Annotated in this window: 14 protein-coding genes; 5 read left to right on the top strand and 9 right to left on the bottom strand. The window is 42.3% G+C overall.

Annotated features, from left to right (window positions below):
• Window positions 1-228: 228 nt before the first annotated feature.
• Complete coding sequence (locus I2484_RS13395; protein WP_207151545.1) at window positions 229-900, top strand: adenine nucleotide alpha hydrolase family protein; 672 nt, start codon at window positions 229-231, stop codon at window positions 898-900.
• Window positions 901-949: 49 nt separating this feature from the next.
• On the opposite strand, the gene murB is transcribed toward I2484_RS13395, so the two are convergent.
• A complete protein-coding gene (gene murB, locus I2484_RS13390) occupies window positions 950-1,870 on the bottom strand; it encodes a UDP-N-acetylmuramate dehydrogenase (RefSeq protein WP_207151544.1) in 921 nt (306 codons plus the stop codon).
• A gap of 208 nt (window positions 1,871-2,078) precedes the next feature.
• Here murB and I2484_RS13385 point away from each other — a divergent pair, with 208 nt between their 5' ends.
• Window positions 2,079-2,606 (top strand): YceI family protein, encoded by a 528-nt coding sequence (locus I2484_RS13385; RefSeq protein ID WP_207151543.1) that lies wholly within the window; start codon window positions 2,079-2,081, stop codon window positions 2,604-2,606.
• A 304-nt stretch (window positions 2,607-2,910) separates the two neighbouring features.
• On the opposite strand, the gene I2484_RS13380 is transcribed toward I2484_RS13385, so the two are convergent.
• Entirely contained in the window at window positions 2,911-3,549 is a 639-nt protein-coding gene (locus I2484_RS13380; protein WP_207151542.1) for a DsbA family oxidoreductase, read from the bottom strand.
• A 102-nt stretch (window positions 3,550-3,651) separates the two neighbouring features.
• On the opposite strand from I2484_RS13380, the gene I2484_RS13375 reads away from it, so the two are divergent.
• A complete protein-coding gene (locus I2484_RS13375) occupies window positions 3,652-5,028 on the top strand; it encodes an FAD-dependent oxidoreductase (protein WP_207151541.1) in 1,377 nt (458 codons plus the stop codon).
• 150 nt (window positions 5,029-5,178) lie between these two features.
• Here the strand turns inward: I2484_RS13375 and I2484_RS13370 are convergent, their stop codons facing one another.
• Together I2484_RS13370 and I2484_RS13365 are read right to left on the bottom strand one after the other, a co-directional pair.
• A complete protein-coding gene (locus tag I2484_RS13370) occupies window positions 5,179-6,105 on the bottom strand; it encodes a manganese-dependent inorganic pyrophosphatase (protein WP_207151540.1) in 927 nt (308 codons plus the stop codon).
• A 40-nt stretch (window positions 6,106-6,145) separates the two neighbouring features.
• Entirely contained in the window at window positions 6,146-6,589 is a 444-nt protein-coding gene (locus I2484_RS13365; RefSeq protein ID WP_207151539.1) for an RrF2 family transcriptional regulator, read from the bottom strand.
• Window positions 6,590-6,751: 162 nt separating this feature from the next.
• On the opposite strand from I2484_RS13365, the gene hmpA reads away from it, so the two are divergent.
• Complete coding sequence (hmpA, locus tag I2484_RS13360) at window positions 6,752-7,939, top strand: NO-inducible flavohemoprotein (RefSeq protein ID WP_207151538.1); 1,188 nt, start codon at window positions 6,752-6,754, stop codon at window positions 7,937-7,939.
• A gap of 756 nt (window positions 7,940-8,695) precedes the next feature.
• On the opposite strand, the gene I2484_RS13355 is transcribed toward hmpA, so the two are convergent.
• The 4 genes from I2484_RS13355 to I2484_RS13340 all read right to left on the bottom strand — a co-directional run bounded on the left by I2484_RS13355 (window position 8,696) and on the right by I2484_RS13340 (window position 12,378).
• Window positions 8,696-9,496, bottom strand: a complete 801-nt coding sequence (locus I2484_RS13355; protein WP_207151537.1) for an alpha/beta fold hydrolase — start codon at window positions 9,494-9,496, stop codon at window positions 8,696-8,698.
• Between the two features lie 313 nt (window positions 9,497-9,809).
• A complete protein-coding gene (locus tag I2484_RS13350) occupies window positions 9,810-10,865 on the bottom strand; it encodes a YkvI family membrane protein (protein ID WP_207151536.1) in 1,056 nt (351 codons plus the stop codon).
• Between the two features lie 340 nt (window positions 10,866-11,205).
• Complete coding sequence (locus I2484_RS13345) at window positions 11,206-11,721, bottom strand: type 1 glutamine amidotransferase domain-containing protein (protein ID WP_207151535.1); 516 nt, start codon at window positions 11,719-11,721, stop codon at window positions 11,206-11,208.
• A gap of 63 nt (window positions 11,722-11,784) precedes the next feature.
• Window positions 11,785-12,378, bottom strand: coding sequence for a DNA-3-methyladenine glycosylase (locus I2484_RS13340; protein ID WP_207151566.1), 594 nt, complete (start codon window positions 12,376-12,378; stop codon window positions 11,785-11,787).
• Window positions 12,379-12,653: 275 nt separating this feature from the next.
• Here I2484_RS13340 and I2484_RS13335 point away from each other — a divergent pair, with 275 nt between their 5' ends.
• Entirely contained in the window at window positions 12,654-12,944 is a 291-nt protein-coding gene (locus I2484_RS13335; RefSeq protein WP_207151534.1) for a nucleotide pyrophosphohydrolase, read from the top strand.
• Between the two features lie 487 nt (window positions 12,945-13,431).
• On the opposite strand, the gene I2484_RS13330 is transcribed toward I2484_RS13335, so the two are convergent.
• A complete protein-coding gene (locus I2484_RS13330; RefSeq protein ID WP_207151533.1) occupies window positions 13,432-14,322 on the bottom strand; it encodes a glycine betaine ABC transporter substrate-binding protein in 891 nt (296 codons plus the stop codon).
• Between the last annotated feature and the right edge of the window lie 2 nt (window positions 14,323-14,324).

Below are 14,324 nucleotides of genomic sequence, written 5' to 3'. Positions count from 1 at the left end.
CTTCATCGTGACTGGCGGGATAATAGGGAGCTGTAGATAAAAGTAGTAGGGGAAACTCAATGAGTTTATACAGTAAATTATACACTATTACCATACTCTTAGCACTTTGAAACATTCGCATCTTGTCATATGTTGCGTTTTCATATATAATTGCTTGGTTTTCAAACAGTACCAAACTTCTAGCATGAATTCGACTAAATAAAATATAATTAAGAGGTGACTACCGTCATGGGCAAAGTAAAAGGTCGTATGGACGAGAGTATTCTCGTTTGTGTCTACTACGGTCCAAATGGTGAACGTCTCATTAGACGCGGACATAAAATTGCAACAATCATGGATTGTCCAATGTATATTTTAACAGTGGATCCACTTCCTTATGATGAATTTGACGCGGAAAAATCCGAATATGTTGATCGATGGAAAGAACTCGCTGAAGAGCTTGAAGTAGAAGATTTCATAATCCGGGATAATGAAAAACGGTCTTCCGCCAAAGTTATTAAAGAAGTGGCTCATACACATAACATTACCCAAATCGTTCTTGGACAAACTGCTCAAAGTAGATGGGAAGAGATTACGAAAGGCTCGTTCATGAACGTATTATTACGAGAAATCACATTCGTTGACTTCCATGTCGTTTCTGTCGATCGTGCAATCAGAGACGAGATTGACGGCATGTTTGAAAAAGGCATACGTGCCTACTTAGTCGAAGACAGTAACGGTTTCCGCGTCAACTTCACGCTGTCGAAAGAAGTTCGCTTTGAAGGTATTTTCTTCAAAGAAGTCGGGACTGACTTCAACAATGGAATCTTCAAATTCATGAACAACAACAAAATGTGTCAAGTGCATATTACAGATGACCGGGTGACCGACCCTTCCCTGCTTTCTTGTAAAACTACTTAATTAGTAATAAAAAAAGCGGAGGCCCATTAATTGGGTCATCCGCTTTTTGTCATTCGGTTATTTCTTCTCCTACTATTTTCACTTCAAGTTCTAAGTCCACATCAAATCTTTTTTTCACTTCCACTTTCACCATGTTGATTGTCTCAATGTAATCAGATGCTGTCGCATTGTTTTTATTGATGATAAAACCTGCATGCTTCAATGATACTTCTGCACCGCCATGCCCTTTTCCTTGAAGGCCACAGTCTTGAATAAGTTTACCCGCAAAATAACCCGGCGGTCGTTTGAACACACTTCCCGCTGAAGGATACTCCAGTGGTTGCTTTAATTCGCGCTGGAAGGTTAAGTCTGCCACTTTTTCATTAATGACGTCCTGATTTCCTGGCACAAGTTGAAAATCCGCTGAGAGAACATAGTAGCCCTCTCGAGATATAATACTCTTCCTGTAACCAAGCTCAAGTTCTTCTTTCGAAAGGACTAACCGTTCTCCCGATTTCGTCAACACTGTCGCCTGCACAATTATATCTTGTATCTCCCCGCCATAAGCGCCAGCATTCATTGCCATTGCGCCCCCGATGGAGCCCGGAATTCCGCAGGCAAATTCGATACCTGACAGTGTAGTCGCTGCCGCACGTTTTGAAACGTCAATGATGAGTGCCCCCGCTTCGGCATGCACAAGTGATCCTTCGATCCTAATTGCATCGAGACGTGACAAATGAAGGACAATACCTCTCACACCGCCATCCCTGACAACCATATTCGATCCATTGCCAAGTAATAGTAACGGAATTTCATTGTCATATGCGTAACGAATCGTCACTTCTGTTTCATCTATAGTTCCAGGAATAACGAGAAGGTCTGCAGCTCCTCCAAGTTTTGTCATTGTGTATTTGCATAGTGGCTCGTCAATTAGTAATGTACCTGTTGTAATTGTTTTCTGAAGTTCTTCACACCATTGATGTTTCGACATCAACATTCAATCCTTTCAATTTAAAGCTTTTCATCTTTAATAGTATGCTTGCAAACTTATATTTTGACAAGGAATTCTAATCAGAATAGAGGTCTTGCTATTCACCCTATTCAAATTAAATACAATTAAACACGATTAAATACCTTGACTTCAAGATAATTATAAAATATAGTAAGAACATAACTTATTCAGAGAGGAAGTTTTTTCAATGACAAAATGGACAGTAGACGCTTCACATACGGGCGTTGGTTTTTCGGTTAAGCATATGATGATTTCTAAAGTAAGAGGACGTTTTACTGGCGTCGAAGGTACAATCGAAGGGAATCCTGAAGATTTGACGGGCGCTAACATCAATTTCACAATCGATGCTTCAACAATTCATACAAACAGCGATGATCGTGACAACCACCTTCGTTCTGCTGATTTCTTCGATACAGAAACATTCCCGACAATCACATTCGTTTCAACGGATATTGTAAAAACGGGCGGTACTAAGTATGATGTCACTGGCGACATGACAGTAAAAGACGTAACGAAAAAAATCACATTCAATGCTGAGTACGAAGGTACAGGTAAAAACCCTTGGGGCGTAGACGTAGCTGGTTTCGAAGTCGAAGGGAAAATTTCAAGAAAAGAATTCGGTCTTACATGGAACCAAGCGCTTGAAGCAGGCGGCGTTCTTGTAGGCGACGATATTAAAATCACAATCGACTTACAAGCGAATCCGGCTCAATAAAGAAAAGCGAAAGGCGCCGTTTACAAATGAACGCAGCCTAAGTGCGCCACTTCCTGTGGCAACAAGAAGGGATGTAGCTTAATCCCTCCCAGCTGCATGACCTACATCCTGTAGGCCCCCGACAGGCATAAGTCGAATTGGCGAAGCGGCGTTTTTTGCCCGGGAAGGATGCAGTTTAATCCTTCCTAGCCAATTCAACTTATGACCAAGGGGTTGGCGACTGAAGTCTAGACAGTAATAATTAAGTTAAAAAACCCGGCCATTTGATCATAATGATCATATGGCCGGGTTTTATTTCGTTTGATTAAGCTTCTTCTTCCGCGGCTTGTCTAAGTGCATTTGCAAATGCTTCTGCCGGCTGAGCTCCTGAAATCGCATATTTACGATTAATAACAAAAAACGGAACACCTTTCACGCCGATTTGCTGGGCTTCTGCGATATCCATTCTTACCTCATCTGCAAACTCATCAGAATCGAGAACTGCTTTCGCTCTGTCTCGAGAAATCCCTGCTTCTTCGGCAATTCGAAGCAACACGTCTTCTGTACCAATTTTTTCACCATCAATGAAATAAGCTTTCAGTAAACTTTCCGATACGGTTTTATCGAAACCTTCCTGTTCAGCAAGTTTCGCTAGACGATGTGCATTAAATGTATTCGCTGGCGTCATAACGTCAAAGTTATAGTTCAGTCCCACGGATTTTGCCTGGTCCACGACATTATCAGTCATCTTCTTCGCTTCTTCCACACTCATACCATACTTTTTCGCAAGACTTTCTTTTATCAGCGTATCGGACACAGCGGGCGAATTCGGATCCAGTTCATATGCTTTGAAAACAACTTCAGCTTTTTCTCCAAGTCCGGTCTGCTCTAACGCCTCTTCTAATCTGCGCTTGCCAATATAACAAAACGGACAAACATAATCTGACCATATTTCAATTTTCAATTATTCCGCCACCTTTCATCTTCTTCATTTTAAATTTAACCAAAGAAGGGAACAATGAATATGCTTACGACTATTTCAAGCAGACTTGACGGAGGTTATTTTATGTCCAATTCATTATGGCTTACCACTGCATATCCACGTGAACCATACCCAAAACTTGAGGGCGATGTCACCTGCGACGTCTGCATCATTGGAGGTGGACTAAGCGGAATCGCAAACGCTTATTTTCTAGCTAAAGAAGGGAAAGACGTTATCCTTCTCGAGAAAGACACAATCCTAGCAGGGGCTACGGGCAACTCCACGGGGAAATTGACCGCCCAACATGACCTTGTTTACGCCAAATTATTGAAAAAGTTTGGTCGAGACAACGCGAAAATATATTTTGAAGTGAACGAAGAAGCCGTTCAGTTCGGGAAATATATTGCAATAAAAGATGAATTAAAGGCAGCAGACTCCATTCTTTATTCGCAATCAAAGTTCGGCTCTGATCTACTGGCTTATGAAATGAACGCATACAAGCAACTTGGCATCCCGGGTGAACTTGGGCGGAATTCTGAATTACCGATTCAGATTGACGCAACGCTTACATTGAATAACGAAAGTCAGATTCATCCTGTGCGATTTGGACAACATCTTGCGCAGCTTGCGGTTGAAGCAGGCGCGCGTATTTACGAACAATCGGATGTTGTGCTAATGGATTTGAAGAAACGACTGCTTTCAATGAGTGCGGGACATGAAGTTCAATTCAAGGAACTTGTATTATGTTCACACTATCCAATTGAAGCACTGCGCGGGCTACAAATTATGAAATTGTCTGTTGATCGATCTTATATCGTCGCGGCAGAAGGTGATATGCCACTTCGCGGACAATATATTGCAGTCGATGAACCAAAACGGTCCATCCGAACAGCACAAATCGATGGAAAGACTTATTTTCTTCTGTCCGGGGAAAGTCATCAGGCGGGAATGGAAAGCGATACGCAGATACACTACAACCGGCTTTACACTGATTTGCAAGAGGTTTACAACCTGTCTACCCTGACTCATGGCTGGTCCGCCCAAGACCCTCAGACACCCGATCTGATTCCATACGCGGGAATTATTTCTTCCAGCATGCCTCACGTCTATTTGAGTACGGGCTATCGAAAATGGGGATTATCGAATTCAATGGCAAGCGCACGGATTATCAGCGATCTAATCGTTGGCAAACAGAATCGGGCCTCCGCACTCTATTCGCCTGATCGAACGGGGTTCGGTACATTCTTACTGCAAGCACTGAAGAATACTGGACTTGTCTTAAAAGAGTTCACTGGTGGTCATATTACTCGGACAGACTCCCCCATTTGCACGCATATGGGCTGCCGAACGAGATGGAATGCCGGCGATGAAACTTGGGATTGCCCATGTCACGGCTCACGCTTTCGAAAAGACGGATCTGTCCTCGAAGGACCTGCGACGAAGCCTCTTGATTTGAAATAGGGAGTGGCACCCCTTTCCCGTTATACCATCGAAAAGGGGTGTTAGTAATGACTTTACGTGAAATACGGCGCGTCCGAGATACCGTCCTCAATTAAAACAAAAAAAGGTTGCAACCCACTTTACGCGGACTGCAACCTTTCCCTATTCACTTCATTTCAATGCTTCAGTCAACACTGGAACAATTTGCATCTTGCGGGAGACGACGCCTTTCAATGTTGCCGTGTTGTTCACGAGTGTAACATTGAATGCCGCGCTAGCGCGCTCTGCTTCTTTGCCGAGAGCCAAAACAATTGAGTCGTTGTTCAATATGTCAGTTACGACAAACAAAAACAAGTCGAGTCCTTTTTCAGCAATGACACGATATAGAAGGTCTTCCAAATCGGCTTGACGATTCATAACATCATTGATGTCAATTGCATTCACTTGTGCAATTTCAATCTTCACATCATTGATGCCAAATTCTTTCGCATCGAGTTTCACAAGGTCCTCGAGCGTTTTACCACTCAAATCAGCACCGGCTTTCAACATAGCCAGTCCATATTCTTGTGCATCCACACCTGTGATAGCAATCAATTCTTCAACTGTAGCGCGGTCTTGGTCTGTATACGTCGGTGACTTGAACAATAGTGAATCTGAGATAAGTGCAGAAAGCATAAGCCCAGCAATGTTTTTCGGAATCTCAACACCGTTTTCCTTATACAATTTGTTTAAAATCGTTGCCGTACATCCTACCGGCTCTGCACGATAATAAAGAGGGTCATTCGTGGCAAAGTTAGCAATTCTATGGTGATCAATAACTTCAATTACTTGCACATCATCAATGTCATCCACACTTTGTTGTTTTTCATTATGATCGACGAGAATGACTTTAGATACTTCCGTCGCGGCTTTCTCGATAAGTCGTGGTGCTTCGAAACCAAAGTAATCAAGCGCATAAGCCGTTTCATTCGTTACATCACCGAGCCTAACTGCTTCTGCATTCATTCCCAATTGCTGCTTTAAGTGCGCGTAACTGATTGCCGATGAAATTGAATCGGTATCAGGATTTTTATGTCCAAAAACAAAAACCTTTTCCATGAAAAATAGCCCCCTGCTTTTTATATTCTTATTCATTTTATCATAATGGGCGGTCAAACAAAATTGCTTTGAGCTCATCTTTATTTATGATGAAATCCGCTACTGTATAGTTATCTAAAACTGCTAAATAAGCATTCAAAGCTTCGTGTAATGCACCTTTTAATCGGCAAACTGGGGATAGAATACAACTATTCGATTCAGAATTAAAACATTCAACAAGATGAAAGTCGTCTTCCGTCCTACGAACAAGGTCTCCGACGTTGATATTTTCAGGGTCCACTTTCATCCTGACGCCACCACCGCGACCGCGTATCGTCTCGATTAACCCCATCTTCCCGAGCTCGTGCACTACTTTAGTCAAATGGTTTTTCGAAATATTGTATGTGTCTGAAATTTCCTGTACCGTCGATAACTCTCCTGGCTCTTTCGCCCCGAGATAAATTAAAACACGCAACGAAAAGTCTGTGTACATCGTTAGACGCATAACTTCACCGCTCTTTCAAATACCATTATACCGTTTGTGGCAATCGCGTGAAAGAAATGTGACTAACTTTCTAACACTTTTTAAAGATGTATTATAAATGTATCTTTAAACTCACTTATAGTTTAAGGTTAAGGTAACAACTACGAAAGGTCGTGCTACAACATGCTATCACAAGAAACCATTGCCATTATTAAATCAACAGTACCTGTATTGGAGCAACACGGCAAAACAATTACAACAGTGTTTTATAAAAATATGTTCGAGGCTCACCCTGAACTTTTAAATATCTTCAACCACGCCAATCAATCACAAGGGCGTCAACAAAACGCACTTGCAGGACTCGTTTACGCAGCAGCTGCAAATATCGATAACCTTGGCGCTGTTTTACCCGCTGTCGTTCAAGTTGCGCATAAACATAAATCACTCAACATTACACCAGAACAATATCCAATCGTCGGCTACCACCTATTAGGCGCTATTAAAGAAGTATTAGGCGAAGCAGCAACTCCTGAAATTATTGGTGCATGGGGAGAAGCTTATGAAGTTATCGCAGGTGTTTTCATCGGCATCGAGAAAGAGATGTATGCTCAAGCTGAGGAAATGGATGACGGCTGGAAAACATTCAAAGACTTTGTAATCGCAGATAAAATAGTCGAAAGCGATGTGATTACATCATTCCATTTAAAACCTGTTGATGGTCAACGAGTTCCTTCATACAAACCAGGACAATATATTACGTTACGTGTCACAATTCCCGGCGAAGACTATATCTTGAATCGCCAATACAGTTTGTCACAAGCACCAACAGGCGACGCATACCGCATTTCTGTTAAACGCGAAGATGAAGTCATGCCGAACGGTAAAATGTCCGTTAACCTTCATCGTAAAATGAAGGTTGGCGACACAGTTGAAGTGAGTGTTCCTGCCGGTGTATTCCATCTTGATATTGAAAGCAAAAATCCAGTGACACTTATAAGCGGTGGTGTTGGTATCACGCCAATGATGAGTATGTTCGATGCAATTGCCAAAAACACACCAGAACGGCCGGCTGCATTCCTACATTCGGCACGTACACGTAAACACCAAGCATTCGATGCAAAATTACGCACATTGAATGAATCTATGCCTACTTCCACATATGCTGTGCTCTATTCAGAAGAAGGAGATGGCTTCATCAACCGTGACTTCCTTGCCGCTAACGTCATTGAAGGCAGCGACATCTATGTTTGTGGACCAACGCCTTTCATGCAAGCCGTCATTAAAGATCTATATGCAATGGGTATTTCAGAAGAAAAAATAAACTTCGAATTCTTTGGACCTGCTGAAGAGCTAGAACTCGTAAACGCATAATTCGTCACATCTGCTGATAAACCAAAAGTAAGCAGTAAGTAACTTGATCACCCTCTACTTGTATAGTTACGCTTTTGAATTGCTTTGGATTGAATGACTTCTATACGATTTCCGAGATGTCTGAATATGCAGGATGCGATTTCGTCGCATCCTGCATATTTTTTCGGTAATCGTATGGTGGTCATTCATCCGTCGCGCTTCAAATGTATGAGTACACAGCGTGCTGAAACTTTTGGGGACGAAAGAATAGCTTGCTTTTCACCTGGAGAAAAGCCGCCAAAGATGCAATTTTGGCGGCTGAAACTTTCTTTATGGTTTTTCCTTTTTCATTTTAAAAAAGTGTCGCTTTTTATAAAGCATCACATGATTAGATGTATACTCTTTGCTAAAAGTAAGCAAGAAACACATTGTACAAAGCACTAGAGTGCCCGAAATTGCATCTTCGGGCACTTACACTCTCTATAGAAAATCATCTATTCTTTTCTTTCAAACATAACCGTACTTTTCACTTGAACATTGTAGGTACGCGACAGGCAACTATTCGCAATAGTATTACCGAAAAAAGTGTGACTAGAAGTGACGAAGTCACTTCTAGCCACACTTTCCCCTCGATAAACCTGTCGTGATTAGTTAGCCGAAAGCGAACCGGAAATGACCCAATGAAAATGAAAGTCATCAAGCTCTTCTCGCCAGTATTTTATGCAAGTAAATAGTTAATCAACAGGCGTACTAATTTATCAATCTGCAAAAAAGCCGTCATCCCAGTAGGATGGCGGCTTTTCTTTGTTCAATTTTAGCTATATAATCGATAGCTAACTTATTGAACATTTCCGGTTGGTCGATATTACAAACATGTCCGGACTTTTCTATTTTAATGAATTCAAATCCTTTATTTTTACGTACAACTTCCTCAATCGGCGGGATGAACAGATAATCTTCCTCACCCATCAAGAATAATGTTGGAATGGCCGTTGTCGATGCTTGTAGGCGGGTCAAGTATGGATTGATAAGCTTAGTAAGTGAAAACCATCTAATGAACTCCTTCTGGTACACCTTTTTAGCTTCGTTGACGAAAGCCATTCGCGATTCTTCATGCTGTTTACGGGGCATAATAATATAAGCAAACAATTTATAAAGGAGCATATATGGGACAAAACGCTTTACTGCACGTCCTCCCAATAATAATAACTTTGTTCGAATATCGAAACGAATAATTGCCCCACCAAGAATAAGTGAGTTTACACGTTCCGGGAAGTTATCTGCCATTGTCTGTGCGACGATCGTCCCGAGTGACATGCCGATAACATGCGTGTCTTTTATGGCGACTTCGTCTAGCACTTCAATTACTTCCTTCGATATATCCAAAAATGTATCCCCTTTTTTCCACATTCCACCGGCAGATTGTCCATGTCCTCGAAGGTCAATTAGGAGAACGTTATGCTGTTTCCTAAATTCCCGGATTTGTTTGAACCAGACGGAAGAGCTTCCGCCCGCGCCATGTATGAATGTTACCCAAGGGGTTGTCGGGCTAATTTCGTAAGTTCTATAGTGAAGCAAGCTGTTCACCCTTCCAAGTTAACTATTTCTATTAAACCATTTTACATGGAACCAACTCAACCTTCATAAGTGTTCAATCGCCTTATTCTCTGAAAGAGCGACTTGTTTTCGACACAATCTGCTGCGACATAAGCACATGCGCCTGATCAAATGTCTATGACTCGAGTCCACAATCGCTGGAGACTAGACGTGAAATATCACTTTCCGAAAATTTTCACCGGTTAGGGGTTTTATAATTTCCCAAGCGGCAAAAACAGGAACAGTCATCGAAGCTGAACTCCGTGACCGTCCCTATGTGTACTATGAATTAGCTTTATCTTACAACCTTTGTAGGTAGTTTGAACGATGCGAAAACAAGAGTTCCTACTAGGAACAGACCAAGGTATCCCATTGTAGGATAGAAGTAATTTACAAGATCTGTAAAGCCAACAAAACTCAACCCAAACCCAATCACGAGAGAAATAAAAACAAAAATATTGAATTTCTTCGTGTCAGTTTGAACAAAACGCGCTCCGAATGAAAAGAACATGCTGACCGCAGTATTAAATATCATTCCATATAGAACGAACGCCATGAAAAAGCCGAGTATAGGCGAAATATCATTGATAATCGCTAGCATCGGCATAGCAGCATCTCCAACCGTTTCAACTTTCGCAAAAACTGCCAAGTGACTTAGCAAGATTAGTATCCCTAGACCAAGACCTCCGACAAATCCGGCCCACGCCGCTATTTTCTCATCCTTCTCTGTTCCACCCATAACTAGGGTCATGGAGGCACCCACAGCAATGTTAAACGATACATAGTTGATTGCCGAGATGAACCAGTTCGGCAATGTAGTTTTTACACCTTGCGCAATCGGATCGAGCACTGCGAAAGACGTTTCCATAGTTAGTAAAGAATAAATAGATACTAGAACGACCGCGAGAATCAAAAAGGGTGTAATACTTCCTATTATGCCTACGACTTTATCAACATTAAGCATGACTGTCAACATGACTAGAACAACCAATAGAAGACTGCCAACGAATGACGGCAATCCAAACTGCTGCTCAAAGTTCGAACCTGCTCCTGCAATCATGACTACTCCAACGCCAAATAGCGTAAAAACTATTATGTAATCAACAATAACCCCTAAGTAACGACCACTAATTTTATAGATGACTTCTTTATGAGAAGTGACCTGCATACGACTTCCAAGTCGAGTAAGCATCATTCCGAGATAAGCAAACAATGCTGTCGAAATAATTGCCCCCACGATGCCAAGAAGACCGAAACTTGTAAAGTATTTTAGAACTTCCTGTCCGGAAGCGAAACCTGCTCCTACGATTATACCGATGAAAGCGCTTCCCATTTTAAGTACTTTTTTCATGTTGTCCCCCTATTAGTAAACCGCGCCAAAAATTAGAAACTCTATAAAACGACATAAATTTCAATCTTAAGTGTAATAGTACTCTTCTAACTTATCACTCTTCCAACACCTATTCAACAATAACAAAAGCCAACGCGCCTAGTCAAGAGCGGCAGATATAAGACAGACCAGCTGAGAGACGGAAAAACTTTCGGGTTGGCATATCCCCACCATACCCCTTAGGCATTGATGTCTAGACGTCAAATGCTCTCAACAGTTTTGGGTTTTATGGTCTTCTTCTAATACAAAAAAGGCCGCATAATCGGCCTTTTTTGTAACTTTTCTATTTTGGTAATACTATTCACTTTTTGAGAAGCTTTAATGATTCACGATTAAACGCTGGTATATCATCAGGTGTACGGCTTGTGACGAGCTGGTTTTGGCACACGACAACTTCTTTGTCCACGTATTTGACACCGGCATTTTCCATATCGACTTTTATCGATTTATAACCCGTTGCATCTCTTCCTTCGAGGGTTTTGGCCGTAATTAATAGCTGAGGACCATGACAGATTGCGAATACCGGTTTTTTATCGTCCATGAACGTCTTCGCAAATTGCACGAAGCGGTCGTCTGCACGTAACTGATCCGGAGAGAAGCCCCCAGGTATAAATAATGCGTCAAAGTCTTCCGGTTTTACATCGTCAATACCGTAATCCGTTATAACTTTTGCATTTCCCTGTTTCCCGGTCACCTCTACACCTGTTGATTTTTCAATTGTTACTACTTCATGTCCAGCATTTTCAAAAGCTTTTGCCGGCTCGCTGTACTCTGAGTCTTCGAATAGATTCGTGATTAAAGTTGCTATCTTAGCCAATTTAAATACACTCCCTTTTTGTTAGTACACTCTTCCTATTCCCTGCCCTGGCGACAATTAAACTTAGGGGCGATATTTCGAGACATAAGGATTATCTTTTTCATAAAAACGCCATGGATAATGAACTGCTTCTCCAGAATTCCCGATTCCCACCCGAGGACCCGCCAATATTTCTGCCGGTACAGTACCTTCTGCAATATACAACGGCCCATCTGTCCAATGATGACCGTAATACTGCATTGTCACGCCAAGGGCTTTCGCCAATTTACCTGGCCCGTTCGTCCAATCTTTCATTTTCAAATTAGGTCCCCTGTTTGCCTGCATCAGTTCAAATCCCGCCACCGGCTCAGCAGCCCGAATAAGAATTGCATGCGGTGTTCCTACTGGACCACCTACAACATTCATCAGGGTATGCGTATGCATTTGATAGGTATAAACAAGTCCCGCCGTTCCAAACATGATTTCTGTACGTTTCGTTCGACGATTATCAAAACTATGTGCCGCCTGATCCTCAGGTCCGTGATACGCTTCCGTTTCCACAATACGGACCACAATAGTTCCCTCCGGCTGTTCGTGAACAATATATTGTCCAAGCAAATTTTGGGCCAATTCGAGTACAGGTGCCTCAAAAAATGATTTATTTATCGGTGTATACACGGTAATCTTCCTCCACTTCACTCTTACTATTCCCTAGAATCACAACTCTAAATACCGTATACTAAACAAAAGTGGAAGCGCCTTGCTTAGGAACTACAGGCATAAAGCGGACCAGCGAAGCGGAATCCTTTGCCTCGTAGCTGGTTTGATTTATGATCAGAGCTCCTAGGCGCTGGAGTCTAGACGACAAATCTCCAACTTGTAACATTTCCACAATACGAGAAATATATAGCCTTCTAAGCAATAAGAAAAACAGTCGATAGGATGAGATGAATATGGAAAAACTTCAAACTGAAATACGTGAATTCACGCAAGCACGCAATTGGGGCGGAAATCACGATGCTCGAAATCTCGCCATTTCAATTTCTTTGGAAGCAAGTGAGCTGCTGGAACACTTCCAATGGAAATCTGGAGAGGAAGCAGTCGCTCATAATAAAACAGAAATCGCGGATGAGGCGGCGGACGTATTTATTTATCTCTTGCAATTCGCGGACCTTCTTGGAATTAATTTGGAAGAAGCTGCACGTGCGAAGATGAAGAAGAATGCCATAAAATACCCTGTATGAATTAAATAAACCGTTCCCAATCTTGCGGGAACGGTTTTTGTTTAATAGATAACGGATAAGTTTTTCAACTTGGAGCAGTGTCTAGCTTCAGCGCCTAGTCCCTCGAGTCGCTTCAGTCCTTAAGTTAAAGGCAAAGGACGCCTTTCTCTTAAGGCCCTCCAGCGCTTTTCGGGTCTAAACAGGCGCTTACGCTTTTCTTGTTGTCCAGCTTCAGCGCCTAGTCCCTCGGCCCACACGAAGTGGGTCATGCAGCTGTTGCGACAGGACGTCGCGAACTTAGGCTGCCTTTCTCTTAAGGCCCTCCAGCGCTTGGGCCTACAGGATGTAGGTCATGCAGCTGTTGCCACAGGAAGTGGCGCCCTTAAGCTGCGTTCCTTCCAGGCGCCAACCCCTCGGGTCATAAGCCACTTTGCTGTGGGGGCTGAAGTACGCCTCCTCGCAAACCGTCTTATGCCTATCGGGGCTGGGCGGCGCCTTTCGCTTTTCTTTATTCCTTAATTAATCCTTTTTCAATCAAAAACGCGCGGGCAACGTCTTCTGGCTTTTCTTTATCCAAATCAACGCGGGCATTCATTTTTAACATATCCTCTTCCGTAATTTTTCCTGCTAAGCTATTAAGCACTTTTTCAAGTTCAGGAAACTTCTTCAATGTTTCCTGACGCACGACTGGTGCTGCATCATATTTAGGGAAAAAGCCTAAATCATCTTCCGTTGTTGCAAGATCGAACATCTGGATACGGCTATCTGTCGTGAACGCTGGAATAACATCAACATCACCGTTCTTCACCGCTTCATACATCACATTCGGATCCAGACTCTTTGTATCTTTAAATGTGAATGGATAGCCAATCACCATATCATCATAGCCATCACCTTTACGCTCATAGAAAGCATGTGGTGCGCCAAAAACCATATCTTCACTGGCTGAAATACCTGCGAGGTCAGAGTACGTTTTCGCATCGTATTCTTTATCCTTCGTGAATGCCAATGTATAGCCATTTTCGAAACCAAGTGGCTCTAGCCATGTCACTCCAAACTTATCTTCATACCCTTTTTTCACACGTTCCAACACGCTTTCAGAACTCTCTCCAGCTTTCGATTCTTCTTTCAGAACGTCTTTTAAACCCGTTCCTGTATATTCTACGTAAAGATCGATATCGCCTTTTTCAAGTGCTGGTGTCATGATGGCTACTTCACCTAAACCATCTTTATACTTCACTTTATAATCCGTTTCCGCCTCAATGTATTGACCTAAAATATGCGGCAGTATGAATTGCTCTGTCCACGGCTTTCCACTAATGACAATTTCATCTTTACCGCCGCACGCCCCAAGTAGCAGTGTCAACGACATTAAAATAATTCCCAATCCTTTTTTCATCT

The organism is Sporosarcina sp. E16_8 (genome assembly GCF_017347095.1).
In the GTDB taxonomy this organism is placed as follows: Bacteria; Bacillota; Bacilli; order Bacillales_A; family Planococcaceae; genus Sporosarcina.
Note: the sequence above shows the minus strand (reverse complement) of the source record. Positions and strands in the feature narration are given on the sequence as shown.